Below are 20605 nucleotides of genomic sequence, written 5' to 3' on the forward strand. Positions count from 1 at the left end.
TGCGGCACCATCCGATTTGATCGCGAGATAACGTGCATCAAAGCACCCGCCAGTCGGGCGAGCTCTTGAGCTCGAAAATGCCGGGGATCTCACGAAGGGACGGGTTGGCCCTGCGTCGCCGAATCGATTTGTGGATCGCCCGCATGTGGTTGCGAAGCCGGCCCTCGTGCTCCTTGGTGACATTGCCGGCATGGCGCCTGTAGTAGATCGCGACGGTCTCCAGAAGGCGGTAATTCGGACCCGTTTCGAAGATGCGCAGCAGATAGTCAGTGTCCTCGCCCTGATCGAATTCCTCGTCGAAATAGCCGATGCGATCGACAAGCGCCCGGCTGAACAGGCCGGTGCTCATCGAAATTCCGCGCAGCGTTACAGTGCGGCTGCCCGCTACAGGCTCCAGCGTGTTATCGTCTATCTGCTCGGCCAGGGTCATCAGGGAGTAGGTCAGGTCAAGGCCCGGGTCGGCCTCGAAGCAAGCCAGATCCGTCTTGAAGCGTCCGGCAAGCGAGATGTCGTCGGAATCGAGGAACGACACAAACCCGGCATCCGGCGGCAACTGCCTCAGCCCGGCATTGCGCGCCTTCGCGACACCCATATTGGGTTGCAGGAACAGGCGGATGCAGGACGCCTCGCGCATCGTTGACGTTATGGCCTCCACCGAGGCGTCCGTGGAGCCGTCGTCGATGACGATGATGTCGAAGTCGGCGTCAGCGCGCTGCCTGATCAACGAGCGCAGCGCAGCGCCGACATAGCGCTCGCGATTGTAGACAGGCAGGATCACGCTGAGCTTCACCAGGCGCCCCGTGTCAGGAAATCCTCGATCGTGCCGGCGATCTCTGTCGGGTCGGTGCCGAGGGACAAACGAAAGCAGGGCAGGTGGCGCGTCAATTCGCTGAAGAAGCGAAAGCCGCTCTCGCGCTCGCCCGGCATCTGTGCGGTGCCGGACGGCGCCAAGGCAATCATGGCGTCCCTGCGCGACACCGGCATGATCGAACTTGCTCCGCCTCCGCTGATATGTGGCACCACCAGCGCAACGATGTCCAGCATCGCGGGCACCGGCCCAGGCGCGATGTCATCAATGTGAAACGTGTGCTTGCCCTGCCAGTTCAGCGGGCCCTGCGCCGTTAGCCGCTGTTGCAGGCCCAGTCGCGTGAAACCTTGCGCATCCTGCTTCAGCGTCGAGAAAAGGGGCCGCGCGGCCACGCCTCCGGCGAGATCGATCAGCACATAGTCGTCGCCGACGCTGTCGAGCCCGTTGAGCAGGCCGGCTGCGACGGTGCCGGATTTCCCTGCCCCGCCCGAGCCGGCAAGCAGGATACCCTTGCCGTCGACGCCGAGCGTGCCGGCATGGGTCAGCCGCATGCCGCGCGCGGCATATTCCCAATGCAGGAAGGCGCGCAACGGTGCTCCCGGCTCCCATGGCGGAAAGGCCTCGGCCGAGGCCATCAGCTGCACGCCAATGCGACGTTGCGGATCGTAGATCTGCCAGAAATCCAGGTCGTGGAAATAGTGCCCGCGCAACCCGGCCTCGGCGAGCCGTTTGGCAAAACCGTGCTCGGTGAAATGCGCATCGCCCCAATGCGCTGGCTCGGGGATGCTGTCGATGCCGGGATGAGCGATGAAGATGCGGCACGTGGACGGTTCCGGTTGATCGTGACCGGCCTCGACAAATGCATGGCTCAGTGCATCGGCAAGCACACCATGGCCGAGATGCGCGGTCAGTTCCAGACGGGGCAGGCGAACCTTTCGTGTGGTCGGATAGCGCGCGGTCGCGCCTTCGGCGGCGGCGATGAGATACCGGGCGTAGTCGGGTAAGGTTTCGAGCGTGACGCGCGGCATCAAGCGCCTTCCATCACGGGCTGCGCCCGGCCGGTCAGGAAGCCTGCTTGACCGCCGGCCAGCCAAGAGGCTCTTCGACCTCATGGATGGGATCAACGACGATCAGGTCGGCGAGGTCGTCGTGAATGCTCACATTGAGCGGCTCGTTCGTGGCGGCAAGCTCGGCAGGCAATTCGCCTGGCAATGGCTGCGCAGTCGTTTCCAGACGCACCAGCAAACCCAATTCGAGCAATTGCGATATGAAGTGTTCGAGTTCGGCCAGGGCTATTGTCGAGCCGCCCGCGGCCAGCCCGACCAGAGCTCGGGCATCTACTCCGGACGAAAGCGCCTGCCAGACCTTGCTGCCGGAATCGGAGAAGCCGAAATATTTGCCGTTCGCAAGGTTGAGCACCACGGCTTCGCCATCGAAGGATTCGAAAACGATATCCCGGCTCGCAACCGCATAGGCATGGGAAACATGCTTCATTGTTGCCCCGCTTTACATTCCTGCCCGCCAGCAGGACCGCATCCACCAACAACGCCTGTAAACGCTCGGTTCTTCGTTGGCAAGGCAAGCTGTGCCGACAAGGTGCCGACTATCTCTGGGATCAGTTCGGGATCACGCCTCGATTTCCAGTGCCGATAGCGGCCTGGAGCAGCAGGCCAGGATAAAACCATCATCGATCTCGTGATCGAGGATGCCGCCATTGTGGCTCATTTCGACAGCTCCGGTGACCTTCTTCACCTTGCAGGTTCCGCACAGGCCGAATTCGCAGGCCGCTGGTATCCGCACACCCGAGGCACGCGCCGTCTGCAGCACGGTCTGGCCGGCGACGCATTCGGCGTCGACATCCGAAAGCGCGAAGCGGATCGGTGTTGTGGCATCGACGGAAATTGCCGTGCCGTCTTCAACCGGTGAGGCAAACGGCGCCGGGATCTCTTCCACGGTCGGCGCGGCAAAGCTCTCCTGATGGTACTTTGCCATGTCGAATCCAGCGGCCTCAAGCATGCCGCGCACCGCGCGCATGAAGGGATCTGGGCCGCAACAGAAGATTTCGCGTTCGCGGAAATCGGGCGCCAGCAGCGGCAGCCGGATGGCGTCGATGCGACCCATATGGCCGTACCAGCCCTCGCGGCTCGACCGCTCCTCGATCATGAAGCCGAGGGACAGGCCCGGCATATTGCCACCGAGCAGTTCGAGCTCCTTGCGGAAGATGATCTCTTCCGGGCGCCGCGCGCAGTTGACGAAGCCGACATCGGTCCATGGCGCGCAGTCGTTCAGCCAGCGCAGCATCGACATCATCGGCGTCACGCCGGAACCGGCAGAGATGAACAGATATTTCGCCGCCGGATGGCTGTGCAGTGAAAAGTCGCCGCCTGGTCCATAGGCCTTGACGTGCGAGCCCGGCGCCAGGTGATCGAACATCCAGCGTGTGCCGACGCTGCCCGCCTGCGCCTTCACCGTCACCGCGATCGAGAACGGTCGCGACGGCGAGGACGACAGTGTGTAGGTGCGCATCAGCGGGCCGTCCGTTGTCGGCAACTCCAGCGTCACGAACTGGCCTGGCTTGTAGCGGAACCAGGTCTGGTTGTCGGACCGGAAGGTAAAGGTCTTCACGTCGGGGGCCTCGTCGGTGATGCCGGTCACCTCCAGCACCTGCAGCCTGTCGTTCCATGGCGCCATCTGGTCGAGATGGCGATAGAGGCCAAGGTCGGTCATCGCATTCACCCCTCAGCCTCTCATGCGACGCTGCGCAGCGCCGGCCGCCCGCCTTCGGCAAGGCGCGGGCCGATGAAGCGGGCATACCAGTCGACGAACTGGATAACGCCGCCCTCATGCAACTCCGAATAAGGGCCGGGCTCGTAGGCCGGCGACAGGATACCGAAGGCGTTCTCCTCGACGATGCGGCGATCCTGGTCGTTGGTCTCGGTCCAGACATGGGTGAGTTCGGCGAGATCGTAGTCGACGCCCTCGACCGCGTCCTTGTGCACCAGCCATTTGGTCGTCACTGCTGTTTCTGTGGCGCTGACCGGCAGCACGCGGAAGGTAACCGCATGATCCACGAGGATGTGGTTCCAGGTCGTCGGATAATGATAATGCATCAAGGTGCCGATCTGGTCGGCCGAAACGCTGTCGGACAGGTTCTTCTTCACTGCCCGCCTGCCGGTCATCGTGTAGCTCTGGGCATCGCGCAGCAGCGGCGCCCGGGTGGCGCGGTATTGCCCGGCCGGATCGATGCGGAACTTGCTGGGCAGGCCAGCAGCCTCGCACTTCGCCCAGTGGGCCAGCATCTCCGGGTCTCTGTCGGCGCCTTGCACTCCGGTCACGGTCGGTGCTTCCGGGAACGTCTTGCACAGCTCCGGATGATTGCCTGCACAATGGTAGCACTCGCGGTTGTTTTCCCAGACCAGCTTCCAGTTGCCCTTCTCGATGATCGTGCTCTCGAAGGCGACCTTGGCCTCGCTCAGCCGGTGCGGCTGGAGATAGGGCTCGATCAGCGCCCGCATCGGCGCGAAGTCGGGGGGCTCCTTGGCCAGGCAGATGAAGACATAGCCGGCGACGCTTTCGCAGGCGACCGGCTTGAGCCCGAACTGGCTCTTGTCGAACCCATCGGTCATCTGGCGGGCGAACAGTAGCCGGCCGTCAAGCTCGTAGGTCCACTGGTGATAGGGACAGACCAGTTTGGCGGCCATGCCCTTGTCGCTGTTGCAGACGCGGCTGCCGCGATGGCGGCAGGAATTGTGGAAGGCGTTGATCTTGCCTTGCTGATCGCGCACCAGCACGACCGGATAATCGCCGATCTGCACGGTGATGAAGCTGCCCGGCTTGGGCAATTCGCAATCATGGCCGATGAACAGCCAGTCGCGGTACCAGATCAACTCCATGTCCAGCTTGAAGTAGTCCGGGTCGGTATAAAAGGGCTGTTCCAGTGAAAAGCCCTGTCTGCGGCTGTTCAAGAGCCTCAGCATGTCGTTGCGCGCGTCCATGTCCTGTCCTCATTTTCAAGGACTGAACTGGTGGTGATTGAGGAAGGACTGGGCGCAGATCGGCGAAAAGCCGGACAAACACCATCCGCCTCTTGACCGCCCACCGCGATCAGTCGAGTTCTAGCCATCTCGGGCTGGTTTCCGGGCTCTGGAGTTGTCCTTGCGGACGATCGCGACACCTTCCCAGGCCTTCGCCCAGTGGTCTCCCGTTGCGACTTGAACTCCACCACCGTTGCGGGGGCAGCGCCGGAATCTGACCGGCTTCCCAATTCTCCGCTCCATCGTCACGCAGCGGCACCTGAGATGCCTGATCTAATCACGACAGGGTTTGGGACATCGGCACGAAAGCGACATCGCATCCATGCGGCGCGACACGCATGCTGGATCGTCGTGACAGGGTCGTGGAATCGCCTTCTGTCAGCCAGGCGCGCCGGCACTGTTTCGACCTTTGCCGGGGATAAAAAGGTTAACAGTTTCAAAAAGTGACTATTAGCAGAGTCTAAAATCGAACCGAACGGTTCGTTTCTGTTGACGGTGCGTGCAGGACGGTGTGAACGCCGAGCCTCCGACACAGTTGGTGATCGAGGCGCTGGTCTTAGATAACGACTTGATATTACGAAGAAAAAGAACGAATGTGGAAAGCCCTGGTACAATTTCAAGTGGTGGAGTCATGGTCCACGCTGAACAACTTCGTGATTGGAAACGGCCGGAGGGCTCTCCCACATCGGGGCTGTCCGAACGACGCGATTTTTAATCCCAAGACACGCCGCTAGACGGACGGAAAAATACTGGAGTACCCAAAATGAAAAAGATTGTTCTCACTGCCGCCGCCCTTCTGGCCATTTCCGGCAGCGCCTTCGCTGGTAGCGACAACTACGGTTCGAACGGTGCCAATCAGCCCGCAGCAGCCGTGGACAGCTCGTACACCGCTTCGACCGGCAAGTCGGAGCCGGCTGCTCATGCGCCTGTGACGGGCGCAGACCACAACCTCTTCGGCAACAACTAACAGCCGATCCCCGGCACGCGGCGGGGTGACCCTTGCCGCGCCGGTGGATGCCACAAATTCAGGAGTACTTAAAATGAACAAGACCCTCATTGTTGCCGCCGCCGTCCTGGCCCTCTCCGGCAGCGCCTTCGCCGGCAGTGACAATTACGGTTCGAGCGGCGCCGACCAGGCCGCTGTCACTTCGACCGACAACTCGAACACAGCGTCGATCGGCAAGTCGGCTCCGGCCACGCAGGCGCCTGCCCAGCAGGGCAGCGATCGCAACCTCTTCGGCCGTTAACGGCCCATCCGCGAGTGGCGGGCTAGCCCGCCGCTCGTGGAATTCAAGAAATCAGGAGTATTTGAAATGAACAAGATCCTCATTGCTGCCGCCGCCGTTCTGGCCCTCTCCGGCAGCGCCTTCGCCGGCAGTGACAACTATGGCTCCAATGGCGCCAATCAGCCCACTGCGTCGTCGACCGTCAATGTCGATACGTCGAATACGGGTTCGATCCGCAACAGCGACTCGCCCGTCTACAAGCTGCTCAATTCGTCCGGCGACGTGCAGAAGCCGGCCCATCAGGGTGCCGATCGCAATCTGTTCGGCAATAACTAACAGACCCGAACCATAGACATAGACAAAAAAGAGCGGCGGGCCATGCCCGCCGCTCTTTTTGCGTCGTCGAGAACAGTTGGTTTCAGGCCGCCTTTGCTTCGGCTTCGTGCAGGGCGAAGGAGCGACCATCCGCATCGAAGATATGAAGGTCGCCGGCATTGGCGGTCAACCGCAACGTCGAGCCGCGCTTGACCTCGACATTGCCCGGCAACTTGGTCACCAGCGGCAGGTCGGCCCGGCCGATGTCGATATAGACCAGCTGGACCTCGCCGAGCTGCTCGACATAATCGACCGTCCCTTCGAACAGATAATCCATGCCGCCGGCGATCATCAGATCTTCCGGCCGCACGCCGAAGCTGACCGCCGCTCCCTTTGCCGAAGCAGGTGTCGCGATCGGTACCGTCGCCTTGCGGCCGCCGACATGGCTGATGATGGTCGGATTGCCGGTCTTGTCGACCGTCGCCGGCAGGATGTTCATGGCCGGCGAGCCGATGAACTGGGCGACGAAGAGGTTGCCGGGGCTCTTGTAGAGCTCCATGGGCGTGCCGACCTGCTCGATGTGGCCATCCTTCAGCACGACGATGCGGTCGGCCAGCGTCATCGCCTCGACCTGGTCGTGCGTGACATAGATCATGGTCGTGTTGGGCATCGATTCCTTGAGCTTGGCGATCTCGATACGCGTGGCGACGCGCAGGGCCGCGTCAAGGTTCGACAGCGGTTCGTCGAACAGGAACACTTTCGGATTGCGCACGATGGCGCGGCCGATGGCGACACGCTGGCGCTGGCCGCCCGACATCGCCTTGGGCAGACGGTCGAGATATTTGGTCAGCTGCAGGATCTCGGCAGCCTGCCGCACCCGCTTGTCGATCTCGGCCTTGCTTTCCTTGCCGATCTTCATCGAGAAGGCCATGTTGTCGTAGACGGTCATGTGCGGATAGAGCGCGTAGGACTGGAACACCATGGCGATGCCGCGCTTCGACGGCGGCACGTCGTTGACCACCTGGCCATCGATCTTGAGTTCACCCGACGTGATTTCCTCGAGCCCGGCGATCGAGCGCAGCAAGGTCGACTTGCCGCAGCCCGACGGGCCGACGAAGACGATGAATTCGCCCGATTTGATGTCGAGGTCGATGCCGTGGAGAATGTTGAGATTGCCGTAGGACTTCTTCACCTGTCTCAAATTGACATCGGCCATTGATTTCCTCCCAGTGGTTCCTCAGATGTTTCAGCCTATGCGCCCGAACCAGGCGCCGTAACCGCCGAGTTCGATAGAACCGGTGCTCGGCTGCCCCGAGAACCCGTGTCCCGGCAAAGGTTGCAGGGTTCGGTTGCCGAGGTCAACCTTCGCCGGCCTGGCGCCCAGATTGAAAGCGCACACGATCTCCTCATTGCCCGCCCGGCGGGTGAAGGCAACGGTGTCGCCCTGGCTTTTGATGAAGCTGATATCGCCCTTGGCCAGCGCCGGATGGGCGCGGCGGAAGGCAAGAAAGCGCCGGTAGTGCTCAAGCAGGGAGGTTTCGTCACCTTGCTGCACGTTGACCGCCTTTGACAGATGCTTGGCCGGCACCGGCAGCCAGGGCTTTGCCTGGGAGAAGCCGCCATTCCTGGCGCTTCCATCCCACACCATGGGCGTGCGGCAGCCGTCGCGGCCCTTGAATTCCGGCCAGAAGCGGATGCCATAGGGGTCCTGCAGGTCCTCGGAGCGCAGGTCGGCCTCGCCGAGCCCAAGTTCTTCGCCCTGGTAGATGCAGACCGAGCCGCGCAGCGACATCAGCAATGCCGAGATGACCTTGAGATAAGCGGTCGGGTCGGCTTCGTCGGTGGCCCAGCGCGAGGCCGGTCGCATCACGTCATGGTTGGAAAACGCCCAGCACGACCAGCCGTCGCTGGCCACCCTGCCAAACGCTTCCAGCACCGAGCGAACCTTGGCGGCGCTGATCTTTTCCGGCGCCAGGAAGTCGAACGAATAGCACATATGCACGCGCTTGCCGCCGGCGGTATAGGCTGCGACCACGTCCAGCCCGCGCTGCGAATCGCCGACTTCGCCAACTGCGGCAGTGGCTGGATATTCGTCGAGCAGCGCCCGGAAGCGCTCGAGGAAGGCGAGGTTCTCCGGCCGGCTCTTGTCGTAGATGTGATCCTGGTAGTTGTAGGGGTTGACCGCCGGCGCCGTCTGGTCGTTGCGTTCTTCCGGCGGCAGCGGCGGGTTGTTTTCCAGCCCCTGGCTGTGGAAGTAGAAATTGATCGTGTCGAGGCGGAAGCCGTCGACGCCGCGCTCCAGCCAGAAGCGGGTGACGTCGAGCAGCGCGTCCTGGACTTGGCGGCTATGAAAGTTGAGGTCCGGCTGCTCGGCCAGGAAATTGTGCAGGTAGTATTGCTGGCGGCTGGTGTCCCATTGCCAGGCCGAGCCGCCGAAGATCGACAGCCAGTTGTTGGGCGGCGTGCCGTCGGGCCTTGCGTCCGCCCAGACATACCAGTCGGCCTTCGGATTGGTGCGGCTCGAGCGGCTTTCCTTGAACCAGGGATGGATGTCGGCGGTATGCGACAGCACCTCGTCGATCATCACCTTGAGCCCCAGCCGGTGCGCCTCCGCCGTCAGTGCGTCGAAATCGGCCAGCGTGCCGAACATCGGGTCGACGTCACAATAGTCCGAGACGTCGTAGCCGAAATCCTTCATTGGCGATTTGAAGAAAGGCGAGATCCAGATGGCATCCGCGCCAAGGGCGGCAATGTAGGGCAGCCTGCCGATGATGCCCTTGAGGTCGCCGATGCCGTCGCCATTGGAGTCCTGGTAGCTGCGCGGATAGATCTGGTAGATCACCGCGCCCCGCCACCAGTCCTGGTCGACGGCGGGGTCTGGTTTAGAAGTCGCCTTCAAAGCCGATTGCATTGTCTCAACCTCCTTTCACCGAGCCGGCCAGCAGCCCGCGGACGAAATAGCGCTGTAGTGAGAAGAAGACGATCAGCGGCACGATGATGGTGATGAAGGCCGATGTCGTCAGGATCTCCCAGTTGCCGCCGCGCGAACCGAGCAGCGCGTTGAGCTTGGCCGTCAGCACGATCTGGTCGGGCGCCGTTCCGAGGAAAACCATTGCCACCAGCAGATCGTTCCATACCCACAGGAATTGGAAGATGGCGAAGGAGGCAAGCACCGGGAAGGACAGCGGCAGCACGATCTTGACGAAGATCTCGAAATCGCTGGCACCGTCGATGCGCGCCGATTCCATGATCTCGCGCGGCAGGCCGGCAATATAGCTGCGCAACAGGTAGATGGCGAAGGGCAGGCCGAAGCCGGTATGCGCCAGCCAGATGCCCAGATAGGTCTTGGACGGCACGCCGAAGAAAGTGCCGACGCCGTTGTAGAGCCTAAGCAGCGGGATCAGCGACATCTGCAGCGGCACCACCAGGAGGCCGATGATGACCGCGATCAGTAGCGCCCGGCCGGGAAACCGCATCCAGGCCAGGGCATAGGCAGCAAAGGCCGCGATCAGGATCGGGATCACGGTCGCCGGGATGGTGACCGTCAGCGAATTCATGAAGGAGCGGCCGATGCCTTCGGAAAACAGCACGGTCTGGTAGTTGTCGGTGGTGAATTTTGGCGGCGCCGACGAGGCGTAGTAGACGCGCTGGCCGCGATCGCCTTCGAACGCCTTGGGCGATGACATGACGAAGCTGCCGTCGGCGTTGACCTGCAGCGTCACGCCGTCACCGAGGTCGGCCGACGTGCCGGCCGGATATTGTGTCGGTGCCGCTGCCTTGATGCCGAAGGCGCTGATGTTGCGCTTGGCGCTGTCGCCGAAGATGTTGCCCTCAAGGACGAACTTGCCATCCTTCTGGGTCTGCGCCGAGGCGGCGGGGAGACGCCCGGCCTCGGTCTGGCTGGAGCTGGCGAACGAATTCCACCAGCCCGAGGCGATGATCTGGTCCTTGTCGCGCAGCGACGAGACCAGGATGCCGAGCGTGGGGATGGTCCAGATCACCACGAAGACAAGCACCGCGATATGGACGCCGAAACGGCTGGCGAATGAATTTCCGGTCGCGACGGCCATCTCAGTGCCCTCCCGTCTCTTTGTTGGCCTGGCGGATGTTCCAGATCATGATCGGAATGACAGCGATCATGATGATGATGGCAATGGTCGCGCCGCGGCCGAAATCGCCGCCGCCGCGGAACATCCAGTCGAACATCAGATTGGCCAGCACCTGGCTGTTCCATTGGCCGTTGGTCATGGTCAAGACGATGTCGAACACTTTCAGCACCAGGATGGTGATGGTGGTCCACACCACCGCGATGGTACCCCAGATCTGTGGCACCATGATCTTCCAGAAGATCTGGAACGGGTTGGCGCCGTCTATGACCGCGGCTTCCAGCGTTTCTTCGGGGATGCCGCGCAGCGCCGACGAAAGGATGACCATGGCGAAGCCGGTCTGGATCCAGATCAGGATGACCATCAGGAAGAAATTGTTCCAGAACGGCAGCGATATCCAGACCTGCGGCTGGCCGCCGAAATGCTGGATGATGGCGTTGAGCAGGCCGATCTGGATCTGGCCCTGGCCTCGATATTCGTAGATGAACTTCCAGATCACACTGGCGCCGACGAAGGAGATGGCCAGCGGCAGGAAGATCAGGCTCTTGGCAATCGTGCCCCACCATATCTTGTCGGTGAGCACGGCGATGATCAGGCCGAGGAAGGTGCAGGCCGCCGGGACCACCGCCAGCCACAGGACGTTGTTCAGGATCGCGTTTCGCAGATCCGGATCGCGCAGCGCCCATTCGTAGTTGGCGGCCCCAACGAAACTCGTGCCGCCGCGGTCGAAGAAAGACAGCCACAGGGTCGCGATCACCGGATAGATCAGATAGATGGTCAGGATGATCAGCGCCGGACCCACGAACAGCCAGGGCCGCACCAACCCCTGCCGGCGCAGATTGTTGACGGCAGCCGTTCCGGACACCCCGCGCGAGGGGAAGGTCAAGTCGAGCAGCTTGTTGGCGCCCCAGAAATAGGCGACACAGCCGCCGACGCCGATGATGATGACGAATATTGCCGAGAAAATCTGAGCCGCCATGGGTCCCTCTCCCTGCGCATGACCTGCCAGGCAGTCCTGGCGATCGGATGCACCGACTTTCAGTTGTTCGGAACAATCGAAACGCGAAGGCTTCCGGCGTGCACCGCCGGTCGGATCCGGGCCGTAGCCCGGATCCAGTAGGAAGATTTAGAAGGCCTTAGGTCGCGCTGCGGCCTATTTGATAGCGTCCCAGCTCTTCTGGATGTCGGTGGCGACGTCCTGGGCGGACTTGCCGCCGACCAGGTCGATCATGCCGGTCCAGAAGGAGCCGGCGCCGACCTTGCCAGGCATCAGGTCGGAGCCGTCGAAGCGCACCGTGGTGGCGCCGACCAGGATCTCGCCCTGCTTCTTCAGCGCGTCGCTGCCATAAGCGTCCTTGTTGGCCCCCTTGAAGGGGGTGACGAAGCTCTTCTGCGCCATCCACAATTCATGCGCGAGTGGCATCTGCAGGAACTTGATGAATTCGCGCGATGCCTTGGAATCCTTGGTGATCATCACCAGGGTTCCGGCCACTTCCAGCGGCGTCCCGAGTTCCGGCTTGGAGGCGTAGGGCGGGTAGGGGAAGAAGTCGGCATCCTGGCCGAGCTTTGTGCCCTCGGGGAAGAAAGAGGGGATAAACGATGCCTGGTGATGCATGTAGCACTTCGGCGGCACGGTGAAGAGGCCCTTCGGGCTGTCACGGAAGTCGGTCGCCGCTACCGCCTTGGCGCCGCCGTCGACCATCTTGTCGTCGGTGGCGATCTTGCCGAAGATGTCGATGGCGTTGACCACTGCCGGATCGGTGAACGGGATCTCGTTCTTCACCCACTTGTCATAGACTTCGGGCGGCTGCGTGCGCAGCATGATGTCCTCGACCCAGTCGGTCGCCGGCCAGCCGGTCGCGCCGCCCGACCCGAGCCCGATGCACCACGGCTTGCCGCCATCGGCGATGATCTTCTTCTCGAGTTCGGCGAGTTCTTCCTGCGTCTTCGGAACCTTGTAGCCGGCCTCCTGGAAATTGTCGGGCGAGTACCAGACCAGCCCTTTCACGTCGATCTTGTAGGGAAAGGCATAGAAGCCCGGCTTGCCGTCCTTGCCGTTGTAGGTGCCGAGCTTGGCCCAGGAGTCGCCGGCGGCGTAATTCTCCTTGACCCAGGCCGCGACGTCGTCGCCGAGCGGGGTCAGCACGCCCTTGGAAGCGAGGTCTTGGATCAGGCCCGGCTGCGGCAGGACCGCGATGTTGGGCGGGCTGCCGGCCTGGGTGTCGATGACGATCTGCTGCTCGTAATTCTCGGACGAGGAATATTTGACCTCTGCGCCGGTAGCCTCGGAGAAATAATCGAGTACCGACCGGACAAGCGTCTCGTCTTCGCCACGCCACGGCCCGAAGATCGACAGGGTCTCACCCTTGAGGTCGACTTTCTTGAGGTCTTCGTAATTCGCCCAGTGAAAGCGCTGGTCCTCGCCGGGCTTGAACTTCAGTTCGGCGTGCGCGGGTGCGCTCAGGGCGAACGCGGCAGACGCAACGCCCAGCAAAAGCATCTTCTTCATCGGTATTCCTCCCAGTGGGTCACACATACCGGACGGAACCTCCATTCCGCCCGCCGACGCCGCAGGACTGTGACTCAGTCGCAAGGGAACCGCAACCTTTTGAAGAGTCTTCCAAAGCGCTTTGGCTTTGCTGATCTCGCCATTGAATCGGGTGAGAGTCAAGAGGCTCGAGAGCTAATCGATTTAATTATCGGCGGTGCCGGCTCGAAAAGTGCACCGCAACATGCTTTTTTTGGCGGTGAAACTGCAATTTCTGTTTCAAACCCGGCCGCGGCACGCTTATGGTCTCTGCGATATGGCCGCATCCTTGATGGTGTTTGGGCCGATTCAATTTAAAAGCGCTTTGAGGCAGGGAGGCCTCTCGTGAACCTCAAGCAACTCGCGCACATGCTGGCGCTTTCCCAGACAACGGTAAGCCGGGCACTGAACGGCTATCCCGAAGTCAACGAGGAAACCCGCAGGCGCGTCATGGACGCCGCCAAGCGCCATGGCTATCGCCCCAATCCGAGCGCGCGCCGGCTGGCCACGGGCAAGTCTGGAATGATCGGCTACGTGCTGCCGACGGGAGCCGCCGTCGACATCGACCCGCACTTCGTCGAATTCCTGTCCGGCCTGGGCGACTATGCCCGCTCGCACGATCTTGACCTGGTGCTGTCCCCGGCTGATGCCGACGATCAGGAGACGACCTACCGGCGTATCGCCGCCAACCGGCAGGTCGATGCCATTTACATCTCTTCGCCCAGGCCCGCCGACCGGCGTGTGGCGCTGGTCAACACGCTGGGCATTCCCTTCATCGTCCACGGCCGCAGCGAGGGCTCGGGTTTCGACTATCCCTATCTCGATATCGACAATGAGGGCGCCTTTCACGAGGCGTCCCGGCTGCTTGTCCAGCTCGGCCACCGGCGCCTGGCGCTGATCAACGGAGATGACAGGGAAACCTTCGCCATTCATCGCGAGCGCGGCGTGCGCCGGGCGCTGGCCGCAAGCGGCCTGAGATTGGAAAATCGCCATGTCTGTTCCGTCGTCATGACCGAGGAGAACGGCTATCGCGCCGCCCGGCGCCTGCTCGAACAGGACGGCGCGCCGACGGCAATCGCCTGCTCCAGCCTGATCATGGCGCTCGGCGTCGTGCGCGCGGTGCGTGATCTCGGGCTCAGCATTCCCGGCGACGTGTCGCTGATTGCCCATGACGACGTCTTTCCCTGGCTGAAGCCGGAGAATTTTTCCGTGCCGCTGTCGACGACGCGCTCGTCGATCCGGCTAGCCGGCGCACGCATCGCCGAGCGGCTGGCGGCGCGGATATCGGGACTCGAGGAGGGCGCGCGCGGCGAAGTCTGGCCGGTCGACCTGGTGGTCAGGGGATCGGTCGCCGGCGCGCCGGTTTAGCGATCAAGTTTCAATCACTCTGCGTTCGATCCCCAAATGCTAACCTTGTCGGCCAAAACCGAGGCTCCCATTAACGTCGCTTTAGCCAGCCTACTCCAACATGGGCCGATGAATACCGATCAGCCCGGCACGGTTTTCGGCCGACGCGGACGCAAGAGTCGCGCCCGGGCTGTACTGACGGACCGCAGCGCGAGACCGACGCGCGTCGTCGGTCATGTCGCATGTCTGTTTGGTTTGGCGAGCCTTTTGCCGGCCGTCATAGGCACTATCTTCTGGACGCTGCCAGGCATCGAGAAGCTGAACGCCGAGGCCGCTCGGGCGGAACAGAAGGTGGTCGAAATTGTCAACCAGCCGATTACCCATCTGCCCCGCTCGGGGCCAGTGTCGGAGTTTTCACCAGGTTGGTTTCATCCGGGAGCCACGAAGCCGGACTTCAACAACGTCGATATCCGCGCCACACAGGAACTTACCTATGATGGCCACGTCACGTCCGATCTGAACCCCTCCGAAATGTTCAACGGACGTGAACTCGAATTCAACACGATGACCAAGTACTTCTATACTGACCGAACACTGCCGAAAAAGCGGCTGTCTGAAGCCGAAATGGTCGAGATCAACGGTCTCTATCGCGTCATCGGCGGCGATGAGTATGGCGTCTTGACGCGATGGGCGGCGGTGATTGGGTTGGCTGCCGTCGGGTTTTGTCTTGGAGTCGCCTTGCTTCTGCTATTGCTTCGGAGCCGGCGACTGGTCACAGGTTGATCGATACGGTTCGCTCGCCGCAGATCGACGAAATCGACGCCTGAAGCGAAAAGCCTACTCCCTCGCGGCCTCGGCCGCCTTAAGATCCAGCAGCCCATAGCCGAAATCATTGTCGCGTCCCTTCGGGCCTAGATCCTTGGCGGTCGCGGCAAGCGCCTTCTCGATGTCGTCGGCCGAGCGGTCGGGCGCGGCGTGGATGAGATTGGCGATGGCGCCGCTGACGATCGCCGCGGCGAACGAGGTGCCCGTAACGACATCCGAGCCGGCGCCGCTCGGCGCCACCATCTCGACGCCCGGCGCCGAGATGAAGACGTAGGCGCCGCGATTGGCCTGCGGCATCAACCCGTCCTTGGCGTCGGTGGCCGTCACCGCGATGACGCCGTCGAAAGCGGCCGGATAGCCATACGGTGCCTTCGGACCGTTGTTGCCGGCGGCAGCGACCAGCACCATGCCGAGCGCGCGCGCGTTGCGGCAGGCGGTGCCGAGCAGGTCGTTTTTCGGGCCGACGAAGCTCATGTTGATGATGCTGACATTCTGGTCCGCCGCCCAGTCGAGCGCCGACAGGATGACGTCCATGGTCGACTTGCCGCCCTCGAAGGCGCGCGCATGGTAGATCCTGGCGCCCGGCGCCATGCCTTCAAGCGCGCCGACGCCGGCGATCAGGCCATCGACCGAAGTGCCGTGATCGCGCTTTTCGATCGGCACGTCCGGCATGGCGTCGAACTGCGCGGCGATGACGCCGGCCAGAGCCGGATTGCTGTCGTCGATGCCGGTATCGATGACGGCGACACGCACGTTTTCGCCGCTGGCCTGTTTGGCGTCGAGCACGATGTGGTCGAAAGCATAGTTGACGATGCTGGCCGCCTGCTGCAGCGAATAGATGTGGTTGGGCTCGCGGCGCTGGGTGCGGCCGTCGGCGGCAAGCTGCGCCAGCACGACGCCGACCGGGCGGCCGTCGGGAATGCCGAAGCGCACCAAAGTGCTGCCGAGCAGCCGGGACTGGCGCTGTGAGCGCACTTCAAGGCCGAAGGAGGCGGCGATCTGCTGCACGGCGCCGGCATCGCCATTAACGGTCACCAGCACCTCGTCGGGCACGAACTCGCCGGTCACGGCGCGCGGCGGCTGAACGGCGATGAGATCGGTCGGCGAGACGATCGGGCCACCCGGTGGCGAACCGGCCTGGTTGCCTCCAGGGGGTGTCGCGGGCTCCGGCTGTGGTGGCGGCGCCGGTGCGGGAGGGGCGACCGGGTTGGGGAAGAGGTCGACAATCAAGGCGGGCAGAAAAACGGCGCCGGCCTGGGCTGCACCCGAGCCGCCCTTGGTGCCGCCCCTGGCCTTGACACATTCGGCCGCCGTCGCATTGGCCTCTTTGCTGCAATCGATTTTCGTCCGGTCTGGATTGGCATCGTTGGTCTGCGCCGACGCAGGCACGGCGGCGATTGTCATCGCCGCCGCAAGGATAGCCGCAAATCGAATGACCGCCTCAGCCGCCATCAACAGGTTTCCTTCCCTCGATCACAGTCTCCGCGAAAGGCTGGGCGGCAATAAGGCCGCGCAGCTTCTCGTAGTCGGCGGCGGTCGTCGCCGGAATGGCGAGCCTGAAGACGCCGTCGGCGGTCGGTCCGCCGATGATCTTGAGCTTGTTGGTATCGAGGAAGACGGCAATATCGGCCATCCTTGCATCCGGCTTGAACTTGACCAGCGCGAACGGCATCTTCGCCAGGTCGTCTTCAGTGCCGGCGATCTCGAAATTCCCGCCCTTGCCGCCAGGCTGCACCAGCGACTGTACCGCGATCAAGACAAGCAGGACCGCCGCCGCCGCCCACGCGACGCCGACCGGCACAGCCATGAAGCGGCCCCAGGCCCGCGTCAGCCAGGACGCGCTTGCCGGCGCTCGGGCCGACCCTGCCTCGGCGTCCAGCGCCTTGGCGAAGCGGCTGAGTGCATCGGCCGGCGGGCGGATCGCTTCGTTGGCGGCTGATGTGCCGGAGAATTCGGCCTCGGCCTCGCCAAGGGCGGCAAGTGCGGAGGGATCGCTGGCCAGCCATTCCTCGACGGCTTCCAGCTCCGAACCTTCTAGGGACCCGTTCAGGTAGAACGGCAGCAGCGTTTCCATTTCGTCGCGGCGCGACATCTTTTCAGCGGCGCTCATGGCCACCCCCTGTCGTAACCGGCGGCCTTCAGGGCCTCGCCGAGTTTCTTGCGGGCGTAGAACATCCGGGTCTTGACGGTGGCGACCGGGATGCCGAGCACATCGCCGATCTTGGTCACTGACTGCCCGTGATAGTAGGCAAGGTCGATCACCGTACGGTGCTCTTCCGGCAAGGCATCGATGAAGCGCCGCAAGGCAGCGGCCTTGTCCTCCTTCATGGTGACGACTTCCGGCGTGTCGGCGCTGTCGGGCACCGCGGCGGCGGCCTCGTCGTCGATCCAGTCTTCCTTCTTCTTGCGCAGCAGCGAGAGCGCCTTGAAGCGGGCGATGCCGAGCAGCCATGTCGAGACTTCGGAGCGTCCCTCGAAGCCCGGCGCCTGTCGCCACAGTTCGAGGAACACCTCGTTCGCGATATCGTCAGCCATCATTTCCGATCCCGTCTGGCGCGCCACGAAGCGGTAGATCCGCGCGTGGTGACGCATGAACAGGAGCCGCACGGCAGCCCGGTCGCCCTTCGCGACCCGGTCGACGAGCGCGCGATCGGTCTCCGTCGCCGCGGTCATGGCCGGTCGAGCCGCCTGGCTCCTGTCTGCTCTGTCGCCGATCGGTCCAAAAAGGTTCATCCTCCGCCAAGGAATTTTCGGAGGCTAACCGAAGAGCGGGGACGTGGCCAGAGCATCCCTTCTCTCCGTTTCACGGGGAGAAGGCGCCGGCAGGCGGATGAGGGGCGGCGCCGGCCGCCCGATCAGGTGAGAAAAGCCTTCGCCTTCATCGTTGCCGGTACCGGCACGCCGAGACGGCTCAAGATGGTCGGCGCCAGTTGCAGCTGGTCAAGCAACACATCTCCCTCCGGCCCTTTGCCTTGTCCGAAATAATACAGGGCAAAATCCTGCATCTCGTCGTCATGGCCGCCATGGTGGCCGCGATCGGTCTGGCCGTGGTCGGCGGTGACCACGACCTCGTAGCCGGCTTCGATCCAGCCCGGCAGGAAGGCTGCCAGCATGCCGTCCATGGCGTAGCAGGCATGGTCCATCTCATGGCAGTCATGGCCGAAACGGTGGCCCATCGAGTCCAGCGTGCAGGTGTGCAGGATGCCGTAGTCGATGCCGTGGCGCCGGGTGAGCATGCTCAGCGTCGCGAACAGGTCGACATCGCTCGGTGTCATCTGGTTCTTGAGATTGTAGCCGGTCATGGTGTGGAAGCGGCCATGCGTGATCGGGCCGCCCGGCTCGTCATATTCCATGTTCTCGACGAGGTCGAACGGGTAGGAGCGGAAGAATTCCGACCAGTAGGAGTGGGTGACGGCACCGGTCTTGCCGCCGGCCTTGCTGACTTCCGAGAAGATGTCGGGCTGCCCGACGCGAAACCGGTTCTCGTTGGACAGGATGCCATGCACCTGCGGCGACACGCCGGTGTGGATCGAGGCGTAGCAGCAGGCCGAGGTTGACGGCAGCACCGAGCGCATCTTCCACACCCGCGCCTCGCCCGACTGCACCCAGCCTTCGAGATTGCCCATCAGCCGGCGCCAGTTGCGGTAGGGAACGCCGTCGAGGATGATCAGCAGAAGCTTGGTCTTGAGCGCCACGGGCTGCTCCATGCGATTGTGTGTCGAAACGAGTGCGCCGCGTGTCATCAGGACACGCGGCGCTTTTCACTATGTAATGGATGTCAGGCGTTCAGCCAGCATTCGCCGAGCGCGTAACCGTCCATCATTTCGCCGTTCGGGTTCTTGACCCAGCCGCTGATCTTGTTGGTGGCGGCGGCGTCGATGAACTGGTTGAAGAAGGGCACGATCAACCCGCCTTCGTCGCGCATCATCACGGCCATGTCGTGATAGATCGCCTTGCGCTTGGCATGGTCGAGCTCGGCACGGGCCGTGAACAGCATCTTGTCGAACTCCGGCCGCTTGAAGCGCGTGTCGTTCCAGTCGGCGGTCGAGACGTAGCCGGTGGAATACATCTGGTCCTGCGTCGGGCGCCCGCCCCAGTAGGAGAGCGAGAAGGGCTGCTTGTTCCAGACTTCGGACCAGTAGCCGTCGCCGGGCTCACGCTTGATCTCGATCTTGATGCCGGCCTTGGCCGCGCTCTGCTGATAGAGTTGGGCGGCGTCGACGGCGCCGGGGAAGGCGACATCCGATGTGCGCAGCAGGATGGAGCCGCTATGGCCCGACTTCTTGTAGGCGGCCGCGGCCTTTTCCGGATCGAACTTGCGCTGCTCGATGTCGGTGGAAAACAGCGGATAGGCTTCGTTGATCGGGAAGTCGTTGCCGACCGAGCCGTAGCCGCGCAGGATTTTTTCCAGCAACTCGTCGCGGTCCATGGCAAGCTTCAGCGCCAGCCGCAGGTCGTTGTTGTCGAAGGGAGCGGTGTCGCAGAACATGTTGAACGGGTAGTAGCCGCGCCCCGACACGTTCTCGATGGTGACGCCCGCGATGCGCTTGACCAGATCGACCACTTTCGGCTCGACCCGGTTGATGAGGTGAACCTGGCCGCCCTGCAGCGCGGCAAGCCGTGCAGTGGCATCGTTGATGACGACGATCTCGATCTGGTCGGCGTGGCCGGCCTTGTCGCCGCGCCAGTAATTGGCGAAGCGCTCGCCGCCATGGCGCACGCCCGGCTGGTTGACGGTGACCTTGTAGGGACCGGCGCTGATGCCGGCATTGGGATTGTCCTTGCCGCCATTCGGCTGGATGACGAGATGGTAGTCGGCCATCAGATAGGGGAAGTCGGCATCGGCGTCGCCGAGCGTGACCACCACTTCCTTGCCAGCCGGCTTGATCGTCTTGATGTTCTTCAGCACGCCCAACGCACCCGACTTCGACTTCTCGTCGGCGTGGCGCTCGAGCGTGGCAGCAATATCCTCCGCGGTCACGGTCTTGCCATTGTGGAATTCGATGCCGTCGCGCACCTTGATGGTCCAGGTCTTGGCGTCCGCCGAGGCGCCGATCTCCTGCGCGATCAGGTTCTCGACGCCACCTTCCGGGGTCAGGCGGACAAGATATTCGCCCCACTGCTTGCTGAAACTGTAGGTGACCTGGCTGAGGTTCAGCGCCGGGTCGAGGCTGTTGGTCGATTCACCGCCCTGCAGGCCGGCCTTGATGATCCCGCCCTTCACCGGGCTCTGTGCGAAGGCCTTCCCGGCCAGCGTCGTTGCCAGCGCGGCAGACACACCCAGTGCCGCGGTGCGGCCAAGAAAGTCGCGACGCGATATCCGGCCCTTGCCAGCGAGTTCAGCGAGATGGTCGAGTTCAGTCTTCATGTCCTACCCCTTGTTGAAAACAACGTCACACCAGTGGCGCCCGTCCAAA

The 20605-nt window shown here is 62.8% G+C and carries 21 protein-coding genes and 1 riboswitch; of the genes, 6 read left to right on the forward strand and 15 right to left on the reverse strand.

Going from position 1 to position 20605, the window contains the following annotated elements; all coding sequences use genetic code 11:
* Window positions 1-37: 37 nt before the first annotated feature.
* The 5 genes from C7I87_RS18545 to C7I87_RS18565 all read right to left on the reverse strand — a co-directional run bounded on the left by C7I87_RS18545 (window position 38) and on the right by C7I87_RS18565 (window position 4803).
* Window positions 38-790, reverse strand: coding sequence for a glycosyltransferase family 2 protein (locus C7I87_RS18545; protein WP_188393894.1), 753 nt, complete (start codon window positions 788-790; stop codon window positions 38-40).
* Entirely contained in the window at window positions 787-1836 is a 1050-nt protein-coding gene (locus C7I87_RS18550) for a serine kinase (RefSeq protein ID WP_149905561.1), read from the reverse strand. Before C7I87_RS18550 ends, C7I87_RS18545 begins: the two co-directional genes overlap by 4 nt.
* 34 nt (window positions 1837-1870) lie before the next feature.
* Complete coding sequence (locus tag C7I87_RS18555) at window positions 1871-2302, reverse strand: PqqD family peptide modification chaperone (RefSeq protein WP_149905562.1); 432 nt, start codon at window positions 2300-2302, stop codon at window positions 1871-1873.
* Window positions 2303-2434: 132 nt separating this feature from the next.
* Window positions 2435-3535, reverse strand: a complete 1101-nt coding sequence (locus C7I87_RS18560) for an FAD-binding oxidoreductase (protein WP_149905563.1) — start codon at window positions 3533-3535, stop codon at window positions 2435-2437.
* Between the two features lie 20 nt (window positions 3536-3555).
* On the reverse strand, window positions 3556-4803 hold the full coding sequence (locus tag C7I87_RS18565) for an aromatic ring-hydroxylating oxygenase subunit alpha (RefSeq protein ID WP_149905564.1): 1248 nt from the start codon (window positions 4801-4803) through the stop codon (window positions 3556-3558).
* Window positions 4804-4917: 114 nt separating this feature from the next.
* Window positions 4918-5120, reverse strand: a riboswitch (cobalamin riboswitch).
* 485 nt (window positions 5121-5605) lie between these two features.
* Here C7I87_RS18565 and C7I87_RS18570 point away from each other — a divergent pair.
* From C7I87_RS18570 to C7I87_RS18580, 3 genes are all read left to right on the forward strand, one after another.
* Window positions 5606-5809, forward strand: coding sequence for a DUF680 domain-containing protein (locus C7I87_RS18570; RefSeq protein WP_149905565.1), 204 nt, complete (start codon window positions 5606-5608; stop codon window positions 5807-5809).
* Between the two features lie 73 nt (window positions 5810-5882).
* Window positions 5883-6089 carry a DUF680 domain-containing protein gene (locus tag C7I87_RS18575; RefSeq protein WP_149905566.1) on the forward strand — a complete coding sequence of 69 codons (207 nt, stop codon included), beginning with the start codon at window positions 5883-5885 and terminating at the stop codon, window positions 6087-6089.
* A gap of 66 nt (window positions 6090-6155) precedes the next feature.
* Entirely contained in the window at window positions 6156-6404 is a 249-nt protein-coding gene (locus C7I87_RS18580) for a DUF680 domain-containing protein (protein WP_149905567.1), read from the forward strand.
* An 82-nt stretch (window positions 6405-6486) separates the two neighbouring features.
* On the opposite strand, the gene C7I87_RS18585 is transcribed toward C7I87_RS18580, so the two are convergent.
* The 5 genes from C7I87_RS18585 to C7I87_RS18605 all read right to left on the reverse strand — a co-directional run bounded on the left by C7I87_RS18585 (window position 6487) and on the right by C7I87_RS18605 (window position 12998).
* On the reverse strand, window positions 6487-7599 hold the full coding sequence (locus C7I87_RS18585; protein WP_149905568.1) for an ABC transporter ATP-binding protein: 1113 nt from the start codon (window positions 7597-7599) through the stop codon (window positions 6487-6489).
* 30 nt (window positions 7600-7629) lie between these two features.
* On the reverse strand, window positions 7630-9294 hold the full coding sequence (locus C7I87_RS18590) for a beta-galactosidase BglA (protein WP_149905569.1): 1665 nt from the start codon (window positions 9292-9294) through the stop codon (window positions 7630-7632).
* 4 nt (window positions 9295-9298) lie between these two features.
* The gene (locus C7I87_RS18595) at window positions 9299-10453 is read right to left on the reverse strand and encodes a carbohydrate ABC transporter permease (protein WP_149905570.1); all 1155 of its coding nucleotides are present in this window, start codon (window positions 10451-10453) and stop codon (window positions 9299-9301) included.
* Window position 10454: 1 nt separating this feature from the next.
* Complete coding sequence (locus C7I87_RS18600) at window positions 10455-11468, reverse strand: carbohydrate ABC transporter permease (protein ID WP_149905571.1); 1014 nt, start codon at window positions 11466-11468, stop codon at window positions 10455-10457.
* Between the two features lie 174 nt (window positions 11469-11642).
* Complete coding sequence (locus C7I87_RS18605) at window positions 11643-12998, reverse strand: ABC transporter substrate-binding protein (RefSeq protein WP_149905572.1); 1356 nt, start codon at window positions 12996-12998, stop codon at window positions 11643-11645.
* 99 nt (window positions 12999-13097) lie between these two features.
* Between C7I87_RS18605 and C7I87_RS18610 the strand changes: the two genes are divergently transcribed.
* The 3 genes from C7I87_RS18610 to C7I87_RS18620 all read left to right on the forward strand — a co-directional run bounded on the left by C7I87_RS18610 (window position 13098) and on the right by C7I87_RS18620 (window position 15146).
* The gene (locus tag C7I87_RS18610) at window positions 13098-13334 is read left to right on the forward strand and encodes a hypothetical protein (RefSeq protein ID WP_149905573.1); all 237 of its coding nucleotides are present in this window, start codon (window positions 13098-13100) and stop codon (window positions 13332-13334) included.
* Between the two features lie 27 nt (window positions 13335-13361).
* The gene (locus C7I87_RS18615; protein ID WP_149905574.1) at window positions 13362-14384 is read left to right on the forward strand and encodes a substrate-binding domain-containing protein; all 1023 of its coding nucleotides are present in this window, start codon (window positions 13362-13364) and stop codon (window positions 14382-14384) included.
* A gap of 108 nt (window positions 14385-14492) precedes the next feature.
* Window positions 14493-15146 (forward strand): hypothetical protein, encoded by a 654-nt coding sequence (locus C7I87_RS18620; RefSeq protein ID WP_149905575.1) that lies wholly within the window; start codon window positions 14493-14495, stop codon window positions 15144-15146.
* A 54-nt stretch (window positions 15147-15200) separates the two neighbouring features.
* Here C7I87_RS18620 and C7I87_RS18625 read toward each other — a convergent pair whose 3' ends face one another.
* The 5 genes from C7I87_RS18625 to C7I87_RS18645 all read right to left on the reverse strand — a co-directional run bounded on the left by C7I87_RS18625 (window position 15201) and on the right by C7I87_RS18645 (window position 20556).
* The gene (locus C7I87_RS18625) at window positions 15201-16640 is read right to left on the reverse strand and encodes a S8 family serine peptidase (protein ID WP_149905576.1); all 1440 of its coding nucleotides are present in this window, start codon (window positions 16638-16640) and stop codon (window positions 15201-15203) included.
* Window positions 16630-17298 (reverse strand): anti-sigma factor, encoded by a 669-nt coding sequence (locus tag C7I87_RS18630; RefSeq protein WP_149905577.1) that lies wholly within the window; start codon window positions 17296-17298, stop codon window positions 16630-16632. Before C7I87_RS18630 ends, C7I87_RS18625 begins: the two co-directional genes overlap by 11 nt.
* Window positions 17295-17861: a sigma-70 family RNA polymerase sigma factor gene (locus C7I87_RS18635; RefSeq protein WP_149905578.1), complete on the reverse strand. Its 567-nt coding sequence runs from the start codon at window positions 17859-17861 to the stop codon at window positions 17295-17297. Before C7I87_RS18635 ends, C7I87_RS18630 begins: the two co-directional genes overlap by 4 nt.
* A gap of 182 nt (window positions 17862-18043) precedes the next feature.
* On the reverse strand, window positions 18044-18883 hold the full coding sequence (locus C7I87_RS18640; RefSeq protein ID WP_149905579.1) for an alkaline phosphatase family protein: 840 nt from the start codon (window positions 18881-18883) through the stop codon (window positions 18044-18046).
* 83 nt (window positions 18884-18966) lie between these two features.
* Window positions 18967-20556 (reverse strand): ABC transporter substrate-binding protein, encoded by a 1590-nt coding sequence (locus C7I87_RS18645; protein WP_149905580.1) that lies wholly within the window; start codon window positions 20554-20556, stop codon window positions 18967-18969.
* Window positions 20557-20605 lie beyond the last annotated feature (49 nt).

Source organism: Mesorhizobium sp. SARCC-RB16n (genome assembly GCF_008520305.1).
Taxonomy (GTDB): Bacteria; Pseudomonadota; Alphaproteobacteria; order Rhizobiales; family Rhizobiaceae; genus Mesorhizobium.